This window comes from Sediminihaliea albiluteola (genome assembly GCF_014077625.1).
GTDB classification, from domain to species: Bacteria; Pseudomonadota; Gammaproteobacteria; order Pseudomonadales; family Halieaceae; genus Sediminihaliea; species Sediminihaliea albiluteola.
In genome coordinates, this window is the sequence record NZ_JACFXU010000013.1 from 411,189 (window position 1) to 436,699 (window position 25,511).

Here is a 25,511-nt window from a genome sequence, read left to right on the forward strand (position 1 = left end):
ATTCATGTCTAAGGTCATGATCATAGGCGCCGGCGGAGTCGGTGGAGTTGTTGCGCACAAATGTGCGCAACTGCCAGAGGTGTTTAGCGAAATCGTATTAGCTAGTCGTACCGAAGCGCGCTGTAAGGCGATAGCGGAGCAATTGCCCCGGCCGGTGAAAACCCTGCAGGTCGATGCAGATAATGTCGATGAGCTGAGCGCGGTATTAAAAGCTGAGCAACCAGAGCTGGTCATTAACGTGGCACTGCCTTATCAGGACTTGTCGATCATGGACGCCTGCTTGAACGCCGGTGTTCACTACCTTGATACCGCTAACTACGAGCCACCGGAAACGGCTAAATTCGAATACCACTGGCAGTGGGCTTATCACGATCGCTTTGTAGAGGCCGGTCTGACTGCGCTGCTTGGCAGTGGCTTTGATCCCGGCGCGACCAATATGTTTACGGCCTACCTAGCAAAGCACTATTTCGATGAGATTGAAGAGCTAGACATTATTGACGTCAATGGTGGAGACCACGGTTACCCCTTTGCCACTAACTTCAACCCAGAGATTAATATTCGCGAAGTCAGTGCCGAGTGCCGACACTGGGAAGACGGCGAGTTTGTAACTACCCCAGCCATGTCGAAGATGGCCCGCTTTGAATGTCCGGAAAATGTGGGTAGCTACAATATTTATCGCATGTATCACGAAGAGCTGGAGTCTTTGTCCAAGCATTTTCCTTCGCTTAAGCGCGCCCAGTTCTGGATGAGCTTTGGCGACAGCTACCTGAAACATTTGGAAGTCTTAGAAAATGTGGGCATGACAGGCATCGAGCCAGTGGAATACGAAGGCCAGCAGATTGTGCCAATTCAGTTCTTGGCTAAGTTGCTGCCAGATCCATCGACTTTGGGGCCGCGGACTAAAGGTAAAACCTGCATAGGCACTATTGTACGCGGGCGTAAAGATGGTCAGGAAAAGGTCATGTACTTATACAATATCTGCGACCACCAAGAATGCTATGAGGAAGTTAAATCTCAGGCTATTTCCTATACCACTGGTGTGCCGGCGATGATTGGCGCCAAGATGATCTTGGAAGGTCACTGGAAGCGGCCCGGTGTATGGAATATGGAACAGTGTGATCCAGATCCGTTTATGGCAGATATGAACCGCTATGGCTTGCCTTGGCAGGTGGTAGAGCTGGATCCAAACTTCCGTTTGGACGTGCAAAAAGGACAAGAACTGTAAATGGAAATCCACCAGTTTACTGACTTCTCGCAACTGGACACTTCGCGCCTTCCGTCCCCCTGTTTTGTGGTGGACGAAGTGGCGGTAGAGCGTAATTTACGCATTTTGTCAGAAGTGGCAGAGGCCAGTGGAGCCAAGATTTTGGCGGCGCTAAAAGCCTTTAGCATGTGGCACTTTGCACCGCTGGTCTCACGTTACCTCAGTGGTACCTGTGCCAGTGGTTTGCACGAGGCGCGCTTGGGGCGTGAGCACTACGGCGGCGAAGTGCATGTCTTTGGGGCAGCTTACAGTGAAGAGGATTTGAGCCAGATTTTGCAGATTGCTGACCACGTTGTATTTAACAGCTGTGCTCAGTGGCGGCGTTTCCAGCCATTAGTTCAAGAGGCTCTGGCTAAGCGGCCGCAATTGCGTTTTGGTTTGCGCATCAACCCTGAGCACTCAGAAGGTGATGTAGCGATTTATGACCCTTGCGCGCCGGGCTCACGCTTGGGCATTCCATTATCACAATTGGATGAAAGTGCGCTGGAAGGGATTTCTGGCCTGCATTTCCACACCCTCTGTGAGCAGGATTTCCCGCCACTGCAGCGCACCTTGGCCGCGGTGGAAGAGCGTTTTGGTCATCTCTTGCCGCAAATGGATTGGATTAATTTTGGCGGCGGACACCATATTACACGTCCCGATTACCAGCGCGATGACTTAGTGCAGTGTATCCGCGACTTTTCTGAGCGCCATGCTGTGCAGGTCTACCTTGAGCCAGGTGAAGCCGTCGCCATTGGTACCGGTGTATTGCTTGGTACAGTGCTGGACTTGAGCTGGAATACCATGGATCAGGCCATCCTTGATATTTCCGCCACTTGCCATATGCCAGATGTACTGGAAATGCCTTATCGTCCAGCTATTTACGGGGCAGGGGAGCCAGGCCAATTGGGTCACGACTACCGTTTAGGCGGTCTCACTTGTCTGGCAGGTGATGTGGTCGGTGACTATAGCTTTGCTAAAGCACTCGAGCCGGGACAGCGCATCCTGTTTCAGGATATGGCGCACTACACCATGGTTAAAACCAGTACCTTTAACGGCACTCGCTTGCCCGCGATAGCGGTCTGGAACTCTGAAACAGACGCGCTGCAAGTGATCCGCGAGTTTGGCTACGAGGACTTTCAACAGCGCTTATCCTAGCCTAGCTCTTGATCGCTGAGTACATCTTGTCGCACCAGTAAATCCTGTTCCCTGTATTACCCGGGCTAGAAATAACACTCTAGACTGCTATGTCATTTCGCCAAGCAGAGACGGCTGAAGGCTATTTTCAATAGCCTTCAGCATCTCACCTTTGAAGTGCTCTATAGTACATGTCAGCTTGAGAGCATTGTTTTTTTCAGGGGATTACTAAGTAATTTAATATGCAGTAATATGTTTTTGGTCATCATCGCGTTGACCTATTGTTGTTCCTCTCTGCTTATTGCGCTAGCCCTTGTAGGCAGCATAGTTTTATAGGGGCTGAATGTCATGGAAGACTTATCTCCTTCGGATCTAAAAAGCATCCTTCACTCTAAGCGAGCCAATATTTACTACCTTCAATATTGTCGGGTGCTTGTCAATGGTGGGCGTGTTGAATACGTAACTGACGAAGCTCGTCGAGCTTTGTATTGGAATATCCCCATAGCTAACACTACAACTTTGCTACTAGGCACTGGTACATCGATCACCCAAGCAGCTATGCGTGAGCTTGCTAAAGCTGGTGTATTGGTAGGGTTTTGTGGTGGCGGTGGTACGCCTTTATTTAGCGCGAATGAAGTTGATGTTGAAATAGCGTGGCTGAGCCCGCAAAGTGAGTATCGGCCCACTGAATACTTGCAGCAGTGGGTTAAGTTTTGGTTTGACGATGCTCTACGTTTAGAAGCCGCGAAGATGATGCAACAGGCACGGCTTGATTTTATCGAAAAACATTGGTTTTCAAATCGTCATTTAAAAGAGAATGGTTTTATCATTGAGCCTAATCAGCTTAAGCCTTTATTAGATGACTCTCGCTCAGCAATCGACACTCGACCAGATACCATGTCTTTGCTTACAGAAGAAGCCCGTCTAACTAAGCTTCTTTATAAGATTGCTGCGAATGTTTTGGAATATGGCGATTTTACCCGTGCGAAACGCGGTTCTGGTGTTGATCCTGCAAACCGATTTCTAGATCATGGTAATTACCTCGCATATGGGATGGGAGCTACAGCAACTTGGGTTATAGGTTTGCCTCATGGCTTGGCTGTTTTACATGGTAAAACGCGGCGTGGCGGTTTGGTTTTTGATGTTGCTGATTTGGTAAAAGATGCTTTAGTTTTACCACAAGCTTTCATTTCTGCGGCTAGAGGCGATGAAGATCAAGTATTTCGTCAAAGCTGTATAGATAACTTAACTCGTGCAGAAGCTCTCGATTATATGATCAAAACGGTTCAAGACGTTGCTGCGCATTTAGGTGGCAATAAATGAATATCTTATTGGTGTCTGAGTGCAATAGAGCCGCTTTAAAAGAAACACGGCGAATTTTAGATCAGTTTGCCGAAAGGCGCGGTGAGCGTACTTGGCAAACATCCATCACTAATGATGGGCTTAAAACCTTAAGGCGAATGCTGCGCAAAACCGCGCGCAAAAACACCGCGGTAGCCTGCCATTGGATACGCGGCCTTGATCACAGTGAGTTACTATGGGTTGTAGGTAATAGTCACCGTTTTAATACGGAAGGTGCAGTACCGACCAATACAACTGAGCGTGATATTCTTCGCTTAGCCGATGAAAACGGCTGGCACACAGGTGAGGCAATTTATCTATTCAGTGCTTTTGCTGCGTTGCTACATGACCTTGGTAAATCTTGCGATGCTTTTCAAGCTCGTTTAGCAGGTAAAGTACACCATGAAGGCCCAAATTTGTATCGCCATGAGTGGGTTTCTTTACGCTTATTTCAAGCATTTGTTGGCTTAGATGATGATGCAACCTGGTTGCAGCGTGTTGTTGATTTAGGTGAAGGCAAAGATAGTGAATGGCTAGGTGGATTGCAGCGAGATGGCTTGGATAGAGATACTGATAAGCCATTTAGTAGCTTGCCACCTTTAGCTGCTGCATTGGCTTGGTTGGTCGTTACTCATCACCGCTTGCCGACTAAGCCAGAAGATCAACAAGCCGTTAGGGCTGATAAGTTTGAGTATTATTTTCAACAGATTAATGCACGGTGGAATCAAGATTGTATGGATTCTGACCATGAGCTGATAAAACCTTATTGGACCTTTAGTAATGGCTTACCAACCAGTAACCCAGTGTGGCAAAAAAGAGCAGCTCGCATAGCAGCTCGATTGCTGAAATTACAAAGTAGTGTTAGAGCTCAAGCATGGCTGGATAATCTCTATGTCATGCATTTGTCGCGTTTAAGCTTAATGCTAGCAGATCATCACTATTCTAGTTTGACTGAAAAGTCACAGCGGATTACTCATAAGACGACTACAAAACTTTATGCAAATACTGACCGAAAAACAGGAAAATACAATCAGACATTAGAAGAGCACCTGATTGGTGTTGCTATTAATGCGGGCTATGTTAGCCATAGCTTGCCAGATTTAGAGCGCTCTTTGCCCACTTTAAAAAACCATAGGGGTTTACGTAAGCGTAGTACTTTAGCTCGTTTCCGTTGGCAAGATAAAGCTAGTGATTTAGCCACTTCCTTGCGCGAACGCAGCGCTAAACACGGCGCTTTTATCGTCAATATGGCTTCAACAGGTTGCGGTAAAACTCTAGCCAATGCTCGAATTATGTATGCCTTAGCCGAACCCAGCCAGGGTGCACGCTTTTCTGTCGCTTTAGGATTAAGAACTCTGACTTTGCAAACAGGGCAAGCCTACCGAAATCATAAAATGTACCTCGATGAGGATCAACTAGCCGTTAGAGTGGGCGGTTCAGCAAGTCGCGATCTGTTCGAATATTATCAACAGGAAGCAGTAAAGCACGGTTCTGAGTCGATACAAGATCTCATTGATGAAGATGGTGGGGTACTTTATGAAGGCGATTATGATGCACACCCTTTATTAGCTCGTACGCTACATAAACAAGATATTAAATCCTTAGTTTCTGCACCTGTGCTGGTTTGTACGGTAGATCACTTAACCCCAGCTACTGAAAGTAAGCGGGGTGGGCGTCAAATTGCACCTATGCTGCGATTGATGACTAGTGATCTGGTTCTAGATGAGATAGATGACTATGGTTTAGAAGATTTGCCTGCGCTAGCGCGTCTAGTCCATTGGGCAGGTTTATTAGGCTCACGGGTCATGTTGTCCTCCGCAACACTACCGCCAGCTTTAGTGCAGGGATTATACGATGCTTATCGAGCAGGGCGTGAGCAACATCAAGCGAATCGTGGAGAACCACACACTCCAATTGATATTTGTTGTGCTTGGATAGATGAGCTCCGCAGTGTTGCTAAAGATTGCCCAAGTAGCGGTCAATTTAAAACGGCTCACCTAGAGTTTGCTCAGAAACGCGCTAAAAAGCTGGCAGCAGAAGTTAAGCAGAAAAATGTGAGGCGGGTGGCTGAATTAGTAGCAGTTCAGTGTAATAGCAACAAAAAAGAAGAGGTTTATCGTTCTTTTTCAGAGCAGATGCTTAAAAGCGCCTTAACGTTGCATCAAATAAACCACACTGTTGATGATAAGACAAAAAAGCAGGTAAGCTTTGGTTTAATACGCATGGCCAATATTACTCCGTTAATTGAGATTGCACGGCTGCTTTTTAAATCTAAAGTCCCAACTGATACGCAGGTTCACCTTGCTGTTTATCACTCGCAATTTCCGCTGTTAATGCGCTCAGCAATAGAGCATGAGCTAGACACAACGCTTAATCGTGATCAGCCTCAGACGGTATTTTCACTGCCGCGCATCCACAAGCTATTAAAAGAATCTAGGCAGCAAAACCATATTTTTATTGTTCTAGGGTCGCCTGTCACAGAAGTTGGTCGTGACCATGATTATGATTGGGCAGTGGTAGAGCCTTCATCGATGCGTTCACTTATTCAGTTGGTCGGCCGTGTTAGACGTCACCGACCAGAGCCCTACTTAGAAGTTAATGTTCATTTGCTACGACGTAACGTGCGCTCTTATATAACACCACAAAAAGCTGCCTTTTTAAGGCCGGGCTTTGAAAATGATGAAGAGCAACTGGATAGCAAAGATTTGGCTGATATATTGGAGCAGCATGAGTGGGAAATTATTGATTCACGTCCACGGATTTTGGAGAGTGTAGAGTTAAAACCTAAACAGAGCTTAGTTGATATTGAGCATTATCAGTTACAGAAAAAAATGTTACCGAAGCAAGTACGTACTGGTTCACCACGCCGTCGAGCAAGTCACTCTGAAAACAAGCCCCCTCCGCTTGGTGCGCATAGTTGGTGGACAGCCCCCTACGCCACCTTGCTAGCTGTTTTACAGAGTGAGCAACCTTTCCGAAAGGATGATGGTCGGCAGGCAGATCTCGTACTGCTACCCAATGATGAAGAAGATGATTTTCTGTTGCATAGAATTGATAAGGAAAGAGGCGTCTATAAAAACATTTACACGCTCATTGAAGAGTCTATGTTGCAGCGGTTGCCTGACAGTGAGCTGCAGGGCGAGCGCATAAGCCCTTGGTTTTCAGAGGATTATTTAAGCTTGTTGATTAACCAAGCCGAGAATGAAGGGTTGGAACTTGATCGCTGTGCTAAAAAGTATGGTGTTTTGAGCTTGAACACAGTTCGAAAAGGTAATCAAGTATGGGGTTTTCATGCTGCATTAGGTTTTTTCCAGGCGACATGAAATCCCCTAGTAGCTGCTGCCTACGCGGCAGTGAAATGCTTATAAAAGCGAAGCGCTAATATTTCTGAGCTGCTTATTCAGCAGGCGTCCATTTTAGCAAAGTTTATTCCAGCTTCCTCAATCCTTATATTAATAATAGTTAATATTAAGCTAAGCGTTAATAGGTTGATTAATGCTTTAGGCGGGCTAAGATGGGGTTATTGTTGATAAGGCAGGTGCCTTTACAGCGGAGGGTAGGATGTCATCACCAGAGTTAACCAGTAGAGCTAATACACTACGTCGATTGATTTACGAGTACATAGATGAGCAATTCCAAGAGAAAGTTAAGAGTTTAGAAGTCGGTACTGATGCATATATAAAGCAGCAAGAAAAATATCAGCCCAATAATTGGTTGGCTGAAACAATGAAAAGAATTGCTGGTATTCAGGTCGTTACGCATCCTTTTAGGATGACAAACTCACAAGTTAATATACGTCACGCAAGTAGTTTTTACTGTAACCCTGATGAGTTGTTAGAGCAGAATTACGTGACAAGTCATGTATTGAAAAATGGTTACTTGGATGACCTCACAGGTAATGCCGCATCTTTCCCAGCCTACACATTTCTACAGCTCGAACATGAGGGACAAACACTCCTGCAAATGGCTGTGAGAAAGGACCAGGATCTGATTTCTGCTTTACATGAAGATAAAGAGTTAGCAGCCTTATGGGTAAAAGATATATCAGAAATTTATCTTCCGAGAACAGAAAGTGTCGCTTCACATACATCAGGCAAGCAAATTTTCTGGAACAACGGGGAAGACCCGTACGATAATGATAACTATATTTTATTGGCCCCTCTTTATTCGAGCTCGTTGTCATATGAGTTGTATAAAAAAATAAGCCACGATCGCTACAGTGAAGAAGCTGTTAAGGCTAGGGAAGCTGCTAGAGCAAATAAAATACATGATGGCGTTGCTAGAGATTACCGAAACTTAGCTGTTCTCAAATTGGGAGGATCCAATACACAAAACGTATCTCGACTAAATAACTTAATGGGTGGCCAGAATTATTTATTGCCCTCTTTACCACCCAGTTGGAAGTCTAGAAATCAGCGTCCACCGCTAAAAGTCTCATCAATCTTTTCGTTATTTGAAAAGCGCCGTGATACCAAGCAATGGCTAGACGAGTTGAAAGAGTTTTTATCTAATCAACCCCCCGCAAATAAACACACCCGCAATAAAGTTGACCTCTTAGTTAGTGGCTTACTTGATGAGCTGTATATTTTTGTCACTGCTTTTCAAGAGTTACCCGCAGGTTGGAGCAAGGATGAGTTATGCGATTTGTCAAGCGCTCAGTGTTATTGGTTAGACCCAGCTCGAGGATTAGAAGATGAAGAGTTTGCTGAGTCTTGGCTTAATAGTGATTGGGATGTGACTGTAGAGCACGACTTTGCCCGCTGGTTAAATCATCAACTAGGCAGCAAAGTGAAGCATTTAGGGGATGTTGAGTTCCGTCGCTGGGCCCGTGAGATGCGCAAAGACAGTTACTGGCAGCGTTTTATTAGCGGAAGTTTGAAGGCATTGCAGAAACAACACGTACGGAGGGAAGGCTAATGGAACTAGAACATAATGCTTACTTGGTCTTGCCTCGTTTACATGTGCAGAACTTAAATACTATTTCTAGCCCTATGACCTGGGGTGCGCCTGCAATCACTGCTGCCATGGGCTTTATGCTGGCGTTACAGAGAAAAGTTCCTTTTGATTGGGAGCTGGATTTACTGACAGTCGGCATGGTTATTCATGACTTTGAGCCGCAGGTTAATGGAGGTTTCGTTAAAAAGTTTAGCTTAACCCGCAATCCCTTAGGTAAGGATGGTAAAACGCCAGGTATTATCGAGGAAGGGCGCGCCCATGCCACCATCAGTTTAGTTTTTGGTGTTTATGTGGCAGGAGACACAAGCGATGAGCTTTTGCAGGAACGTGCTAGGACTATCTATAAAGAAGCCAGCGCCATGCGATTTGCTGGCGGATCAATTATTTATAGTTCAAACACTTGGTATAAACCGCAGATTCTTATGCTGCCTGAAGACCAAGCTGAAACGCAGCATACCTTAGCTCTTAAACGCAGTTTGTTGCCAGGTTTTGCACTGATTAGCCGCGATGATGTTTTAGTGTCCCATACAAAAAAACTCCAGGAGGAAGAACCAGAGTTAACTGCACTTGATGCATGGCTTGATTTATCCCGCATCAATAAACGTTGCGTGGTCACTCGAATTGAACAACCAAGCGGTGAAATTAAAGAGACTGTCGGCTGGCAGTCAGACCGTGAAAAGGGCAGTGGCTGGCTTGTCCCCATCCCTGTCGGTTACAGCGCTTTATCCGAGCTTTACAAAGCAGGTGAAGTACAAAATGCTCGAGATCCTCACATTCCGTTCCGGTTTGTAGAAAGTATGTACTCCATTGGCGAATGGTGTAGCCCACACCGCTTATCATCATTAAATGAGCTTTTGTGGTCCTCTCATGCCGACCATGAGGCAGGTATTTACCGCTGTATTAACCATAATTCAAATTAAAAATTAGCTTCAAGGAGCGAAAGTTATGACTAAAAATACTTTGAAAACAGCATCGGTATTGGCGTTTGAACGAAAAATTGACCCATCTGATGCTTTGTTATTCTCCGGAAATTGGTCTGAACGTGATTCTTCTTCGAGTTGGACACCAATTGCAGTGCGTGAAAAATCAGTAAGAGGGACAATTTCTAATCGATTAAAAGCTAAGGATCAAGATCCAACTAAGGTTGATGCGGCAATAGAAAGTCCTAACTTGCAGACAGTTGATATAGCGACACTAGATAGCGAGCACGATACATTGCAAGTTCGCTTTACTTTGCGAGTACTGCCGGGAACTGGCACACCCTCTGCTTGCAATAATGCTGACTACCAAGAGAAACTTGCCGAAACTGTGAATCAGTATGTACAGGCCAATGGATTTACTGAGTTGGCCAGACGTTATTCAGCTAACCTAGCGAGTGGTCGTTTTTTGTGGCGCAATCGCATCGGTTCTGAGCAGGTCGAAGTCAGTATTGCACATTTAGTCGATGGCAAAGCGGCTGCAGTCTACACGTTTAATAGCTTAGATTTCTCCCTGCGTAATTTTGACCACTCAACAGAAGGTTTAGAGCAATTAAGCCATGTGATATCTAATGGCTTATTAGGCAAAGAGCATGTTTTACTCCAGGTAACTGCATTTGCCCGAGTAGGAGCTGGACAAGAAGTATTTCCTTCGCAAGAGCTTATTTTAGATCGTGGTCGTGGTGATAAAAGTAAAACTCTTTACAGAGTAAATGGTGTCGCTGCCATGCATTCGCAGAAAATAGGCAACGCGATTCGCACCATTGATACCTGGTACCCAGTCGAGGATGACGTCATAGATTTAGGACCGATTGCTGTTGAGCCTTATGGCTCGGTGACAACTCAGGGTAAAGCCTATCGTCAGCCAAAGCAGAAAATGGACTTTTACAACCTACTCGATAATTGGTTGCTTAAGGATCAAGTACCAGCCTTAGAGCAGCAGCACTATGTCATGGCGATATTAGTACGTGGTGGTGTGTTTGGTGATGCGGGTTAATGCTATGGATTATTATCTAGATATTAAACTATTGCCCGATCCTGATTTTATTCCTAGCATGCTCATGAATGCGTTGTTTAGTAAATTGCACCGAGTGCTGGTAGAGCGGAGGGAGCTTAACGTAGCAGTCAGTTTTCCTGAGTATAGCCTAAACCCTTTGGGCTTGGGGAATTGCTTGCGCTTATACGGTAAGCAAGGTGATTTGGATAGCTTACAAGACACAGGCTGGTTAACAGGTATGCGAGACCATGTGGTTTATCGTGATGTGCAGCCCGTACCTAGTAACACTGAGTATGTAGAAGTACGACGAGTGCAAGCTAGGTCAAACGTTGAACGTCTAGTTCGACGGAGCGCAAAGCGCAAGGGTATTAGTGAAGAACAAGCTCGGGAAGCCTATCAAAATGCACAACCAAAAATGTTACGTTTGCCCTTTATAAGCCTTAACAGTCAAAGTAGTGGCCGGAGATTCTCTTTGTTTATAGAGCAAGGAAGGCCGCAAAAAGAGTCGAAAGCAGGCGAGTTTAATCGTTATGGAATAAGCCAAACCGCGACTGTTCCTTGGTTTTGACCCTTTTTTTACAAGTTGGCAGCAGGCTAAGTAAATCAATGACTTACGCCGGCTGCTTATAAGAGGGTTTTTTTATCACAAACCTCTCTGGCTCTTTAAAACTGCCGGCATAAGCCTTAAAAGCTCTAGTTCACTGCCGCATAGGCAGCTCAGAAAATCAATCCAGTTTTACGCATAAAGCAGAGCATGTTCACTGCCGCATAGGCAGCTCAGAAATTTCGGAGCCTGTCATTTTCGCTGGCCATGCCGTTCACTGCCGCATAGGCAGCTCAGAAACTATCGGCAATGTGGCCCGTAAAGCGCTTAAAGTTCACTGCCGCATAGGCAGCTCAGAAAACTCTGCTATGTCCTGCAACGCCTTTCGGAGCGTTCACTGCCGCATAGGCAGCTCAGAAAATGCGCAGATTGCTGGCAATGTCGCTAGCGCTGTTCACTGCCGCATAGGCAGCTCAGAAATAGCTTGATATGCGACCACAGCAGAAGGCCGAGTTCACTGCCGCATAGGCAGCTCAGAAAGAATACGTCTATGTTCCTGTCGAAGTTGAGGTGTTCACTGCCGCATAGGCAGCTCAGAAACGGCAGTGCTTCCCCCCTCGTGCATGTCATTAAGTTCACTGCCGCATAGGCAGCTCAGAAATCCGGTTTATTTGTTGTCGTGAATAGGCTCCTGTTCACTGCCGCATAGGCAGCTCAGAAAACTGCCTTGTTAGCTAGCGCCCGCATCCACGCGTTCACTGCCGCATAGGCAGCTCAGAAATCCGGTTTATTGGTTGTCATGTCTGGGCTCCAGTTCACTGCCGCATAGGCAGCTCAGAAAAAGCGTCTATTTCATCACTGAAGCTCACGCTGTTCACTGCCGCATAGGCAGCTCAGAAAAGCACTCAGGCCAAGCTCAGCTATGGCGTCTTGTTCACTGCCGCATAGGCAGCTCAGAAAGAGGAATCCGCCTGCTAGTGTGCTGCCGATACGTTCACTGCCGCATAGGCAGCTCAGAAAGTTCAGCATCCTTACGCAGCTTCTCGCACTCGGTTCACTGCCGCATAGGCAGCTCAGAAATTACATCACGGACGATGAAGCGCTACAGGTCGGTTCACTGCCGCATAGGCAGCTCAGAAAGCTTTGTTTTTGCTGATACAGGGAACGAACATGTTCACTGCCGCATAGGCAGCTCAGAAAATACTGACCGCTCTAGGGCGCTTAGAGACGTGGTTCACTGCCGCATAGGCAGCTCAGAAATCCTAGTGTCGCTCAGCACTTCCACTTCCTGCGTTCACTGCCGCATAGGCAGCTCAGAAAATGCGGATACCGGGCAAAAGTCAGTGATACACGTTCACTGCCGCATAGGCAGCTCAGAAACAAACCCGCTGCAATGTGTTTCCAGTAAATACGTTCACTGCCGCATAGGCAGCTCAGAAAAACAACAAAAGAATATATAGCCATTTACGAAAGTTCACTGCCGCATAGGCAGCTCAGAAAAGCTTGAAGAGTGTTTCAAGCTCGTCCATGCTGTTCACTGCCGCATAGGCAGCTCAGAAATATTAGTCTTACTCGCCCTTGGGCTGTTTCTTGTTCACTGCCGCATAGGCAGCTCAGAAACTACGTTGTTGACGAACCATGGGAGTGCAGGGGTTCACTGCCGCATAGGCAGCTCAGAAAATGTTGCCGTTGGCGGTAAACTCAGCATGATGGTTCACTGCCGCATAGGCAGCTCAGAAAAAGTGTTGCACGCTCGGCCATTCTCGCGTGGCGTTCACTGCCGCATAGGCAGCTCAGAAATAACTAGGTCATCGACTGTTATTTCATGCCGCGTTCACTGCCGCATAGGCAGCTCAGAAACTTCTTGCTTGCACTACAGGTACTCAGGGAGCAGTTCACTGCCGCATAGGCAGCTCAGAAATAGCCTCTCGTGAGACCGCGCAGCGCCATACAGTTCACTGCCGCATAGGCAGCTCAGAAAAATACGGCATTAACAAGCGGTGCCGAAGGGTCGTTCACTGCCGCATAGGCAGCTCAGAAAATCTGCACTGAGTTACCAAACTCTAAATTATTGTTCACTGCCGCATAGGCAGCTCAGAAAAAAGAAGCTAATCAAGTCTTGCAGGCTGATATGTTCACTGCCGCATAGGCAGCTCAGAAACTTTAGCTGAATGTGCTTGTCGGTGATGTTGAAGTTCACTGCCGCATAGGCAGCTCAGAAAATTGGCATTACTGATTCACAACTGTCATTACCGTTCACTGCCGCATAGGCAGCTCAGAAAATCTGAAACTCGCACTATTTGCGCAGTGTTGCGTTCACTGCCGCATAGGCAGCTCAGAAATGAGCGCGTCTTGATCAGATTAATAGGGCTAGGTTCACTGCCGCATAGGCAGCTCAGAAAACTGCACGATATGTCGCGGCGAAGCGGTCACGGTTCACTGCCGCATAGGCAGCTCAGAAACTGTGATAGATCAGATTGTTGGCGCTATGGATGTTCACTGCCGCATAGGCAGCTCAGAAAAACCTCATCAACAGTGAGGATGATGTGGCGATGTTCACTGCCGCATAGGCAGCTCAGAAAGTGAAGCTGAGACGGATTGTGTTAGTGCAATAGTTCACTGCCGCATAGGCAGCTCAGAAAGATGCGGGAACGTCGCGGCCATCTGAAACTCGCGTTCACTGCCGCATAGGCAGCTCAGAAAAAGGTCTTTGATGGGCTGGCGCGGCACATTGAGTTCACTGCCGCATAGGCAGCTCAGAAACCCTCGATAATTGCCTTCAGCTCGGCATCACTGTTCACTGCCGCATAGGCAGCTCAGAAAACTACAGCGAACCCATGTTGTAGACTCATTCTGTTCACTGCCGCATAGGCAGCTCAGAAACTGAAAGGCACCGATCAACAGTTGACGGGGTTGTTCACTGCCGCATAGGCAGCTCAGAAATACATGGGACCCCGAAGGACAGTACCGTCGCAGTTCACTGCCGCATAGGCAGCTCAGAAAAGTAGCTGGTCTATTTCCTCCAGCGCCTTACCGTTCACTGCCGCATAGGCAGCTCAGAAAAATGACCACCTTCCAGGCGGGCTAATCGAGCAGTTCACTGCCGCATAGGCAGCTCAGAAAGACTCGCAAGGGTTTATGGGTAGAGAGCGTCAGTTCACTGCCGCATAGGCAGCTCAGAAACAAAACACACGCGGGCATCGTATAAGCGTCTGGTTCACTGCCGCATAGGCAGCTCAGAAAAAGCTTCAACATGCTTGCACTGCTTGGTGATGGTTCACTGCCGCATAGGCAGCTCAGAAATCACATTGTCTTTTCGCCCCTAATGCTTGCTTGTTCACTGCCGCATAGGCAGCTCAGAAAAGATGATGAGGGGCATGTTGTTACGGTATCGCGTTCACTGCCGCATAGGCAGCTCAGAAAATCACCGCAAACAGCATGGCACTGAATGCCACGTTCACTGCCGCATAGGCAGCTCAGAAAGCGGCTGATCGAGGACGTGCCTTCGGTCACTAGTTCACTGCCGCATAGGCAGCTCAGAAAAAGGTCTGGCCTAGCTGTTCAGTATGGCATCAGTTCACTGCCGCATAGGCAGCTCAGAAAGTAACACAAGGGGCTTAAATGCTAAGCGACATGTTCACTGCCGCATAGGCAGCTCAGAAACACGCAGATACGGCACAGGAATGCCGGACTATGTTCACTGCCGCATAGGCAGCTCAGAAATCTATAAACTTGCTGCTCTTTAACCATTTACGGTTCACTGCCGCATAGGCAGCTCAGAAAAACACCCCCGCATGTTCAAATTACGCATTACAGTTCACTGCCGCATAGGCAGCTCAGAAAACAGGATACGGCGTGCTAGCTAATGGCTTGCTGTTCACTGCCGCATAGGCAGCTCAGAAAAACGCACAAGCCTACAGCCGAGCAGCGCGCGCGTTCACTGCCGCATAGGCAGCTCAGAAATAGCTGGGTCGACACAGGTTTTGATATTGACAGTTCACTGCCGCATAGGCAGCTCAGAAATTCCCGTTCATGATGATGTCTTGGAAGAAGTCGTTCACTGCCGCATAGGCAGCTCAGAAATCATGTAATCAATCTGAGCGCGCTTTTTACGCGTTCACTGCCGCATAGGCAGCTCAGAAAAGCCACCGCTATTTCTCATTGAGCGCTTGAGTGTTCACTGCCGCATAGGCAGCTCAGAAAAGCAGATGATTACACAGTAGCAATACCGACTCGTTCACTGCCGCATAGGCAGCTCAGAAATCAATTAGTGCCGCAGCGTCGCGCCCCGCGAGGTTCACTGCCGCATAGGCAGCTCAGAAAGCGAGCTGATGATTTGCGGGACTTTCGTCCTGGTTCACTGCCGCATAGGCAGCTCAGAAAGACAGGGTCTTCCAATCCCGCAGGGCTAGTGCGTTCACTGCCGCATAGGCAGCTCAGAAAGTACATTAGATGCTCTCTGCCAAGAGCTGGTCGTTCACTGCCGCATAGGCAGCTCAGAAACCCTTCTTCGCGTTGTTCCAAATCGCCTCATGGTTCACTGCCGCATAGGCAGCTCAGAAATTGGGACAACCTGCGTGATGGTGCTATGGGCGGTTCACTGCCGCATAGGCAGCTCAGAAAATTAGTAACAAGCTCAGGCCCAAGCTCAAACAGTTCACTGCCGCATAGGCAGCTCAGAAAGCTCACGATCACCCACCGGGCCGAGCACATGAGTTCACTGCCGCATAGGCAGCTCAGAAATGCAGTCAATCTCACGCTGACCACCACAGGCTGTTCACTGCCGCATAGGCAGCTCAGAAACTGTCGGGGAATCAGTTGCTTTGAAAGAATCAGGTTCACTGCCGCATAGGCAGCTCAGAAACAGATATCAAGTCTACATCGAAGAAAAACCATGTTCACTGCCGCATAGGCAGCTCAGAAAGCGAGCTGCTGCGTGAACCCTTGGTAGGTCTTGTTCACTGCCGCATAGGCAGCTCAGAAACTGTGCTTAGCCTAATCCTCGCCTATGCCTTCGTTCACTGCCGCATAGGCAGCTCAGAAAATTGCTTCGTCATCGGTGATGTACGCGCTAGCGTTCACTGCCGCATAGGCAGCTCAGAAATTAGGGCGCGCGGCGACCGGTACGGGGACTTCGTTCACTGCCGCATAGGCAGCTCAGAAACTAAGTAGTAAAAACTTAGGGACAAACACCCCGTTCACTGCCGCATAGGCAGCTCAGAAAATCAAGACCAAACATTTCCTTAAAGTGGACAAGGTTCACTGCCGCATAGGCAGCTCAGAAAAAGCTAGATCAGTTTATGTGGATACAGCTTAAGTTCACTGCCGCATAGGCAGCTCAGAAATTTCCGCGAAGCTTGAGCAGCCCTTCAGCTTCGTTCACTGCCGCATAGGCAGCTCAGAAAGTCCGGTAGGTTAACCTTCTGCCACAGTAGAGGTTCACTGCCGCATAGGCAGCTCAGAAAATTATAAGACCATTGAATCAACATGCGAGTTTGTTCACTGCCGCATAGGCAGCTCAGAAAAGACCTAATGTCGGGTATCAGCGGAACTACTCGTTCACTGCCGCATAGGCAGCTCAGAAATAACATCGTTCTCAGTTAGTTTTACCGTCATAGTTCACTGCCGCATAGGCAGCTCAGAAACACACTTTAGACTTAACAGATGCTTTTGTACCGTTCACTGCCGCATAGGCAGCTCAGAAATTCAAAGAGGCAGGGCTTACTATGTACTGTATGTTCACTGCCGCATAGGCAGCTCAGAAACTCACTTGTCCGAAAGGTCGGGAGCAAGGGTTGTTCACTGCCGCATAGGCAGCTCAGAAAAAACCTAGCGACATCAACACCGATAACGATTGGTTCACTGCCGCATAGGCAGCTCAGAAATCTACGCCGTCATCAAACTCTACTGCCATTTCTGTTCACTGCCGCATAGGCAGCTCAGAAATCAAGCTTGAACTCAATTTCTGATCTGAACTGGTTCACTGCCGCATAGGCAGCTCAGAAATATAATAGTTGCTAACGACAAATATATTCTCGGTTCACTGCCGCATAGGCAGCTCAGAAAAGTTAAAAATTGGCACATTTAATGCGGGTGACGTTCACTGCCGCATAGGCAGCTCAGAAACAGTGCTGGGCCGACCTTTTTTATCTTGCCCAGTTCACTGCCGCATAGGCAGCTCAGAAACTGGACTGTGACATCAAACTCCACAGCTGCGTGTTCACTGCCGCATAGGCAGCTCAGAAAGACGACCGGGACGTGTGGATTCGCGTCGGAATGTTCACTGCCGCATAGGCAGCTCAGAAAGTTTTCGGTACTGGTCAGGTACCGTTTTCGGTGTTCACTGCCGCATAGGTAGCTCAGAAAGCAAACTGTGGGTGAGAAATGACGGTTTTAACCCGCCTATTCTCGATGAATGGCAAACGGTGACCAGGCTTGTCTGACCGCCATCAATTCAAGTGAATTGACGTTGAGGTGTTTTGGCAGGGATGCCAGCCACCAACAGGTGTCGGCGATATCCTCTGGCTGAATGGGCTCAGCACCAGCGTATAACTTATCGTGAGCGCTTTGGTCACCGCCGGTACGCACTAGGGTGAATTCACTTTCAGCTAAGCCCGGTGCCAGGCAGCTGACGCGCACGCCAGTGCCCTGTAAATCGCAGCGCAGGGCCAGTGAAAACTGTTCCACAAAGGCCTTGGTGCCGCAGTACACATTGCCACCGGGGTAGGGCCAGTGGCCCGCCACCGAACCAATATTGATAATACTACTGCCAGCACCTTGCTCAATGACTTTGGGCAGCAGGGCATGGGTCACGGTGCTAAGGCCTTTGACGTTGGTATCAATCATTTGGTGCCATTGCTCGAGATCGCAGTGCTGGGCGGGGTCAGTACCCAGCGCCAAACCGGCATTGTTGATTAGGCAGTGAATTTGATCAAAAGGGGCAGTGAGTGCCGCGACTGCATCTTTAACAGCTTGGGTATCACAGACATCTAAGGGCAGCGCTAGTACTTTGACCGAGGCAGATAGTTCTTGGGCAATGCTGTCGAGTCGCTCTTTTCGCCGACCAGTGATGACTAAGTTCCAGCCCTCTTGAGCGAAACGTTTGGCGCAGGCGAGCCCGAAGCCCGAGGTGGCTCCTGTGATAAATACGGTTTTAGTCATAGCTCGCTCCTTGTCGTGTCAATTTTGGCTGTGGCTGGGGGGCTTGTTAGGCACCGATACTTGCCCGTCGACATCATAGCGATGATGGCGGTGCTTTGCCCAGCCTAAAGCAGAACTAGTCTTTAAGTGCCTGTCGGACTGAGTCCTGATAGGCTTAGTACAATACAAACACAGTAAGGATGTTGAATGATGCGAGTTTACTTAAGACTTATACAGCTGGCTTTGGCGCCACTGCTGCTAGTGCTGATGACAACTTCAGTACGGGCAGATTGGATCGAAGACAGTAATCGTTATGCCCTCGAGATACTCAAGCAGCAAGCGCAGTTGAGTCCCGAAGGTGTTTCAAACTATGGCCTGAGTGAGTTTGATGCCGAAGTGGCAGACCTTGGGCCCAATATCACACAACGTGAAATTGCACTGGCTCAGCAGCAGCTTAGTCGTTTAAGAGCTGCGCTTGAAAGTGAAAGTGCTGCCAGAGTCCGACAGGATCTACAGATCATGATCGATGCTTTGGAAAGTGAGATTACTACGGCGCAACTAGAGTATGAGCACCTACTGCCGTATTACGATATGCATGGCTTTATGTTCGGCAGCTTTAAGTCTTTGCTAGATCCACGCAACGATGCGGCGCGTTACCCAGCTGCTTTAGAGCGTTTGCGTAAGTACACCGGCCAGAGTGAAGGTTATCAGCCAGCTACTGAGCAGGCGATGGCTTTGACCGAAGCGCGTCTCAAAGTTGATGGCCTGATTGGGCCCTATCGCGGACAGCTAGAAGCCGACCTTGATAATGCGCCGCGTTATATCGCCGGTATCCGCAGTGTCTTTGAGAGCTCCGGATTAACAGCTTGGGAGAGTGATTTCGCAGTACTCGAAGAGCAACTGAATCAATATGAAGCCTGGTTGCGGGCGACCCTTGAGCCAAGAGCGCGAGACAATAACACCCTGCCTGAAGTGCTATACGCTAATGAGCTGCAGAACTTTGGCGTGACTGACAGCCCCGCCGAACTGATTGCTGAAGCCCAGTACAGCTACCAGCTGATTCGTAGCCAAATGAAGGCCCTAGCTCGACAGATTGCCGAGAAACGGGGCTGGAAAGAGCGCGACCTGCTGTCAGTGCTGCATCAGTTGAAGGCCGAGCAAGTGCCTCAGGAAGATCTTTTGGCACTGTATAAGCAACGCTTAACAGTGATCGAAGACATTGTTCGCAAAGAAGATCTGGTTAGCTTGCCAGAGCGCGATGCGGTCATCCGTTTAGCGACTGAAGCTGAATCGGCTGCCATTCCCGCCTCTTTTATGAGCCCACCACAGTTGATTAACAACACCGGCCAGTACGGTGAATTTGTATTAGTGCAGAGTAACCCAGCGCTGGGTGATGACGCGCAAATGGACGATTGGAGCCACGACAGTATCGTCTGGGCGCTGACAGTACACGAGGCGCGGCCTGGTCATGAACTGCAGTTTTCTCGTTTAGTAGAAGACGGAACTTCTCTCGCGCGGGCAGTATTTGCCTTTAATAGCGCCAATGCTGAGGGCTGGGGTTTGTATTCTGAGTCCATCATGCAGCAATACTTACCCCTAGAAGGGCAGCTGTTTAACCTCTATACCCGTTTGATGCGCGCCGCTCGCATGTTCCTTGACCCGATGGTCAACACCGGCCAAATGAGTCGCCAGGAGGCTGAAGATTTCTTAGTTGAACAAACGGCTATGTCTCGCGCTATGGCAAGCTCAGAAGCGGACCGCTATGCCTTTAGGGCACCGGGACAGGCTACCTCTTATTACTTTGGTTATATCCGCCTGATGCGTTTGCGTACTGAGGTGGAGATTGCCCTGGGCGATCAGTTTGAGCCCCGAGCATTCCATGACTTTATTTTGCAGCAGGGCCTATTGCCACCGAACCTTCTGCGCGAGGCTGTACTGGCTGAGTTCGTCCAGAGTGCTGAATGACTGTGGCGAGCATGAGCTATTAGAGCGCAGCTAATGCGCTGCCTTGCTGCCTGAACAAGTAATTTTGTAACACTGTCGATTAACTAGTGGAGAATGTTGATGAGTAAAATAGTGGAAGAAGTCCTCTCTGCCAATGCTGATTACGTGTCCGACTTTGGGGATAAAGGCAATCTGCCTATGCCGCCTGGAAGGCAGTTTGCAATTCTTACTTGTATGGATGCACGCTTGGATCCGGCAAAATATGCCGGTCTAGCGGAAGGTGATGCCCATGTGATTCGCAATGCGGGTGGCCGGGCAAGCGATGATGCCATCCGCTCACTCGTTATTTCTTATAAATTACTGGGCACAAAAGAGTGGTTTGTTATCCACCATACCGATTGCGGCATGGAGACATTCACTAATGAAATCATGAATGATTTGCTGTCCGGAAGCCTTAAAACCGCAACTATTGATGCCTCGGGTTGGCAGGATAGCAATGCGGGCGGTGGTACGAATGATGCTAAATTCATTAATTGGTTAACCATCAGCGATCAAGAGCAAAGCGTCTTGGAGGATGTTCAACGAATCAGAGCTAACTCAATGGTGCCAAGTGATATTCCGATATACGGTTATATCTATGACTGCAAAACGGGAAAACTGATAGAAGTTCCTGAGGCCAGTGCAGCAGGTAAGGCAAGCTAAGGCCTATAAAATATTTTCACTCGAACTAACAAAAGCCGCGCAGCCTAGCTCTGTGGCTTTTGTTATTTACTTAATCCTGTGCTGAGACAATAGTAGCGTCAAAGCTTAGGCTGAATGAAAGGTGCTCAGTGGACTTACTTGTAGCTAGCGGGCCTCATTCTATGAGCGCTTATTGCGCCTTGACCAGCCGAGGATTGCTAGCCCTAGTCCGAACAGAGCGAGAGTGGCGGGTATAGGTACAGCAGTAGAGCTGTCGATAACAGTAAAGCTAGGCCCAAAGTACTTCAAGCTGCCGATACTGTTGGTCGGGCGATCTAAGCTACCCCCGGTATCAAGAAAACGGGATTCCACGAAAGATATTTCAGGACCGATTGTCAAATAGCTAGCGTTTACGCGCATAAGATCTACGTCAAAATTGGTCGCAGCAATTACATAGCCTGATCCTACCGCTAGAACGGTATTTGAAACATCAACTAGTCTAAATAAACCATCGAGCACTGTTCCAGTACCTGAAGCTATGGTTGCTGACAGGAGTAATGCTCCGGCGGGATTCCATATGCCAATGTCGTGTGATTCTGCGAGTCCATCCAGTCCTGAATCGTAGATTGCTAAGTGGTCGACTGTTATTTGAGAGTTAACATTAAATTCCCAGCCATAAACATAGGTTCCACTGGGGTTGGCAGTGTCGGTTCCGCCATTGGGAGTGACTATAACTGCCGCAGAAAGTGGGGCAGCCATGAGCAGAAAAGTTAATATTAGAGCTGGCCTTATATAGATATTTTTCATGTCTTTCCTCGCCGATAGCTTGATCGAATACATTTATGCTTAAGCAACTTGTATGCCAATTTTATGAAAAGCTAGTAGCGCTGGGGCTGGCGAGCCATTGCATTGCTTGCTTATTCCCTAAAGTGTAAAAAAAGCTGACACTAATAAGGCTTTTCTTACATCGCGTTAATAGCACCTGCCATGGCAGGTTTGCAGGACTACAAGAGCACACAGCTGCTTCACAAAGGTGGCTGGCATATGGATTTAGGCTGAGCTAATTATTATGAATATTTTTGACTCTCCATTTTCTGGCATCCCTTTACAGGACCAGATTTCCAACCCAAATATTATCGTTGGACGTCATAGCTATTACTCAGGTTATTACCATGGGCATAGTTTTGACGACTGTGCGCGCTATTTAGCGGCAGATAGAACAGACGTTGACCAACTGATCATCGGCAGCTTTTGTTCCATTGGTTCTGGGGCCGTTTTTATGATGGCGGGCAACCAAGGTCATCGACATGACTGGGTAAGTACTTTTCCATTTTTCTATCAAGAGAATGATAGCTTCGTTGCTGCAAAAGACGGCTTTCAACGCGCAGGTAATACCGTCATAGGCAGTGATGTTTGGATTGGTTCAGAGGCCATGATTATGCCTGGAGTGGCGATAGGTCACGGGGCAATTATCGCCAGCCGGGCTGTTGTGACTAAAGATGTAGCGGACTACGAGGTGGTTGCTTCAAACCCTGCAAAGCATATTAAGTACCGTTTCTCTGAGGAGAACATAAAAATGCTATTAGAAATGCAGTGGTGGACCTGGTCCGATAGTGAATTGAAAGGCTGCATGAATTTACTCTGCTCGACAGATATTGAAGGACTGTATCAGCATTGGCTCGCTGAGATCCGCAAATAACAGGTCAAGTTGTTTCTATCAGCCGGGCTTAAAAAAAAAGGCCCCACAACATTGCCGCTGTGGGGCCTTCTTTATTTAGCAAGGACAAGGCATGTCATATCGAGAGATATTCAATGCCTTGCTACTAAGCTGGGTTTTATCGCTAAGTGTTGGCGCCTAATTGATTAGGCGCTAACTTCAGAGATTTCTACCGCAGAAATACGTTTACCTTCTTCCGCACTCTTTTGGAACTCGATGATTTGGTCGAAGTTCATATAGCGATAGATTTCAGCTGACATCGCATCCAAGTTCTTGGCGTACTCCATGTACTCTTCCGGAGTAGGTAGCTTGCCAAGTATCGCGCCAACTGCCGCTAGCTCAGCCGATGTCAGGTAGACATTGGCGCCATCGCCGAGACGGTTGGGGAAGTTGCGCGTCGATGTAGAAAGCACTGTGCTATTAGCTGCTACTCGTGCTTGGTTACCCATACACAGTGAGCAACCAGGCATCTCTGTGCGAGCACCGGCGGCGCCAAAGATGTTGTAGTAGCCTTCTTCCATCAACAGATGCTCGTCCATGCGGGTTGGCGGAGCAATCCACATACGGGTCGAGATGCCACCTTTGTGTTGTTGCAGCAACTTACCAGCGGCACGGAAATGGCCGATGTTGGTCATGCAGCTTCCGATAAAGACTTCATCAACTTTGTCGCCGGCCACTTCAGACAGCAGCTTGGCATCGTCTGGATCGTTAGGGCAGCAAACGATTGGCTCTTTAATTTCAGCCAAGTCAATTTCGATAACTTCTTTGTACTCGGCGTCTGCGTCAGCCTTCATCAGGCTGGGGTTGGCCAGCCACTCTTCCATCTTCTGCGCGCGACGCTCAAGTGTGCGAGGATCGCCATAACCTTCAGCAATCATAGAGCGCAGTAGTACGACGTTGGAGCGCAGGTACTCGGCGATAGTGTCTTCGTCGAGGGCGATGGTGCAGCCTGCTGCAGAGCGCTCAGCCGAAGCATCAGAGAGTTCAAAGGCCTGCTCAACGGTAAGGTTTTTCAGTCCTTCAATTTCTAAGATGTTGCCGGAGAAGATGTTTTTCTTGCCCTTTTTCTCCACTGTCAACAAGCCTTGCTTGATGGCGTAGTAGGGGATGGCGTGCACTAGGTCACGCAGGGTAATACCGGGCTGCATGTCGCCTTTAAAGCGCACTAGGATCGACTCAGGCATATCCAGTGGCATAACGCCAGTAGCTGCGGCGAAAGCGACCAAGCCAGAACCCGCTGGGAAGGAAATACCCATAGGGAAACGGGTGTGTGAGTCACCACCGGTGCCAACCGTGTCGGGCAGCAACATGCGGTTTAGCCAAGAGTGGATGATGCCGTCGCCGGGGCGCAGTGATACACCGCCGCGGGTCATAATGAAGTCTGGCAGGCTGTGCTGGGTGTCAATATCTACTGGCTTGGGGTAGGCCGCAGTGTGACAGAAAGACTGCATGGTCAGGTCGGCAGAGAAGCCTAGGCAAGCCAAGTCTTTCAACTCATCGCGGGTCATTGGGCCAGTGGTGTCCTGAGAGCCGACAGTAGTCATGCGTGGCTCACAGTAAGTGCCAGGGCGAACGCCCTCTACGCCGCAAGCTTTACCCACCATTTTTTGCGCTAGAGTGTAACCTTTGCCGGTGTCGACGGGCTGCTCCGGTGTGCGGAACAATGTTGATACAGGCAAGCCAAGCGCTTCGCGTGCACGAGTGGTCAGACCGCGACCAATAATTAAGTTAATTCGACCGCCGGCACGCACTTCGTCCAGCAGCACGTCAGACTTGAGCTCGAACTCACTGATGGTCTCGCCCGCTTCATTGAGGATTTTGCCTTCATAGACGCGGATATCGATCACATCGCCCATGTTCAGTTTTTCTACATCAGCTTCAAACACCAGTGCGCCGGCATCTTCCATAGTGTTGTAGAAAATTGGTGCAACTTTGCCACCGATGCAGATGCCGCCGCCTTTTTTGTTCGGTACGCCGGGGATGTCGTCACCGAAGAACCACAGTACTGAGTTGGTGGCTGATTTGCGTGATGAGCCGGTACCAACAACGTCACCTACGAAAGCAACGGGCAGTCCTTTGGCTTGAATGTCGGCAATTTGCTGCATGGGGCCAGTCACACCGTGTTCGGCTGGCTCTAAGCCGTCGCGGGTCATTTTATACATGGCCAGTGCGTGCAGCGGGATGTCGGGACGTGACCAAGCGTCTGGGGCAGGGGAGAGGTCGTCGGTGTTGGTTTCGCCGGTGACCTTAAATACTGCTACTTTAATCGACTCGGGGACTTCATCGCGAGAAGTGAACCACTCGCCTTCGGCCCAAGACTCCATAACGGCCTTAGCGTGTGGGTTGCCGCTCTTAGCCAGTTCGTCAACGTCGTGGAAGGCGTCAAACATCAATAGGGTATGCTTGAGTTCAGTAGCGGCTAGCTCAGCTAGGCTCTCGTCATTGAGCAGTTCAACCAGAGTGATGATGTTGTAACCGCCGTGCATGTTGCCCAGTAGCTTGACTGCAGTGGGCTTATCAATCAGTGGGGATTCAGCTTCGCCCTTAACCAAGGCGGCGAGAAAGCCAGCCTTGACGTAGGCTGCTTCGTCCACACCGGGGGGCACACGTTCGCTGATTAACTCCAGCAGAAATTCTTCTTCACCTGCTGGTGGAGCTTTCAGCAACTCTACCAGAGAGGCCACTTGCTCAGCATTGAGCGGCTTGGGCGGGATGTTTTGTGCGGCGCGTTCCGCTGCATGTTCACGATAGGCTTCTAACACGGTAGAGCTCCTTATCTAATGGCTGTGCGTCCAAGGGAGGGCGCATGAGGGTATAGGTAAAAATAGGGCGGC

At 48.6% G+C, this 25,511-nt stretch carries 14 protein-coding genes and 1 CRISPR repeat array; of the genes, 11 read left to right on the forward strand and 3 right to left on the reverse strand.

Translation table 11 applies throughout. The features are described 5' to 3' along the window. Window positions 1-4: 4 nt before the first annotated feature. The 8 genes from H2508_RS02875 (at window position 5) to cas6f (ending at window position 11,219) form a co-directional block, all read left to right on the forward strand. On the forward strand, window positions 5-1,225 hold the full coding sequence (locus H2508_RS02875) for a saccharopine dehydrogenase family protein (protein ID WP_182168881.1): 1,221 nt from the start codon (window positions 5-7) through the stop codon (window positions 1,223-1,225). Then, window positions 1,226-2,401 carry a carboxynorspermidine decarboxylase gene (nspC, locus tag H2508_RS02880; protein ID WP_182168882.1) on the forward strand — a complete coding sequence of 392 codons (1,176 nt, stop codon included), beginning with the start codon at window positions 1,226-1,228 and terminating at the stop codon, window positions 2,399-2,401. It abuts the gene before it with no gap. 327 nt (window positions 2,402-2,728) lie between these two features. Next, window positions 2,729-3,703 (forward strand): type I-F CRISPR-associated endonuclease Cas1f, encoded by a 975-nt coding sequence (gene cas1f / locus H2508_RS02885; RefSeq protein WP_182168883.1) that lies wholly within the window; start codon window positions 2,729-2,731, stop codon window positions 3,701-3,703. Next, window positions 3,700-7,044: a type I-F CRISPR-associated helicase Cas3f gene (cas3f, locus tag H2508_RS02890; protein ID WP_182168884.1), complete on the forward strand. Its 3,345-nt coding sequence runs from the start codon at window positions 3,700-3,702 to the stop codon at window positions 7,042-7,044. The genes cas1f and cas3f overlap by 4 nt, the downstream gene beginning before the upstream one ends. Before the next feature lie 238 nt (window positions 7,045-7,282). Then, the gene (csy1, locus tag H2508_RS02895) at window positions 7,283-8,638 is read left to right on the forward strand and encodes a type I-F CRISPR-associated protein Csy1 (protein ID WP_182168885.1); all 1,356 of its coding nucleotides are present in this window, start codon (window positions 7,283-7,285) and stop codon (window positions 8,636-8,638) included. Next, a complete protein-coding gene (csy2, locus tag H2508_RS02900; protein ID WP_182168886.1) occupies window positions 8,638-9,597 on the forward strand; it encodes a type I-F CRISPR-associated protein Csy2 in 960 nt (319 codons plus the stop codon). Before csy1 ends, csy2 begins: the two co-directional genes overlap by 1 nt. Window positions 9,598-9,622: 25 nt before the next feature. Continuing rightward, window positions 9,623-10,651 carry a type I-F CRISPR-associated protein Csy3 gene (csy3, locus tag H2508_RS02905; protein WP_182168887.1) on the forward strand — a complete coding sequence of 343 codons (1,029 nt, stop codon included), beginning with the start codon at window positions 9,623-9,625 and terminating at the stop codon, window positions 10,649-10,651. A 4-nt stretch (window positions 10,652-10,655) separates the two neighbouring features. After that, window positions 10,656-11,219, forward strand: coding sequence for a type I-F CRISPR-associated endoribonuclease Cas6/Csy4 (gene cas6f, locus H2508_RS02910; protein WP_182168888.1), 564 nt, complete (start codon window positions 10,656-10,658; stop codon window positions 11,217-11,219). 128 nt (window positions 11,220-11,347) lie between these two features. Continuing rightward, a CRISPR array of direct repeats spans window positions 11,348-17,561; the repeat unit is 28 nt; unit sequence GTTCACTGCCGCATAGGCAGCTCAGAAA. A 36-nt stretch (window positions 17,562-17,597) separates the two neighbouring features. Here the strand turns inward: cas6f and H2508_RS02915 are convergent. Then, window positions 17,598-18,356 carry an SDR family oxidoreductase gene (locus tag H2508_RS02915; RefSeq protein WP_182168889.1) on the reverse strand — a complete coding sequence of 253 codons (759 nt, stop codon included), beginning with the start codon at window positions 18,354-18,356 and terminating at the stop codon, window positions 17,598-17,600. A 186-nt stretch (window positions 18,357-18,542) separates the two neighbouring features. On the opposite strand from H2508_RS02915, the gene H2508_RS02920 reads away from it, so the two are divergent. Both H2508_RS02920 and H2508_RS02925 read left to right on the forward strand, forming a co-directional pair. Further along, window positions 18,543-20,300 (forward strand): DUF885 domain-containing protein, encoded by a 1,758-nt coding sequence (locus H2508_RS02920; protein WP_182168890.1) that lies wholly within the window; start codon window positions 18,543-18,545, stop codon window positions 20,298-20,300. A 99-nt stretch (window positions 20,301-20,399) separates the two neighbouring features. Beyond that, window positions 20,400-20,981 (forward strand): beta-class carbonic anhydrase, encoded by a 582-nt coding sequence (locus tag H2508_RS02925; RefSeq protein WP_182168891.1) that lies wholly within the window; start codon window positions 20,400-20,402, stop codon window positions 20,979-20,981. Window positions 20,982-21,140: 159 nt separating this feature from the next. Here the strand turns inward: H2508_RS02925 and H2508_RS02930 are convergent, their stop codons facing one another. Then, window positions 21,141-21,767 carry a PEP-CTERM sorting domain-containing protein gene (locus H2508_RS02930; protein WP_235964762.1) on the reverse strand — a complete coding sequence of 209 codons (627 nt, stop codon included), beginning with the start codon at window positions 21,765-21,767 and terminating at the stop codon, window positions 21,141-21,143. A 259-nt stretch (window positions 21,768-22,026) separates the two neighbouring features. On the opposite strand from H2508_RS02930, the gene catB reads away from it, so the two are divergent. Next, window positions 22,027-22,659, forward strand: a complete 633-nt coding sequence (gene catB, locus H2508_RS02935) for a type B chloramphenicol O-acetyltransferase (protein ID WP_408014921.1) — start codon at window positions 22,027-22,029, stop codon at window positions 22,657-22,659. Window positions 22,660-22,823: 164 nt separating this feature from the next. On the opposite strand, the gene acnB is transcribed toward catB, so the two are convergent. Next, window positions 22,824-25,439, reverse strand: coding sequence for a bifunctional aconitate hydratase 2/2-methylisocitrate dehydratase (gene acnB / locus H2508_RS02940; RefSeq protein WP_182168893.1), 2,616 nt, complete (start codon window positions 25,437-25,439; stop codon window positions 22,824-22,826). Window positions 25,440-25,511 lie beyond the last annotated feature (72 nt).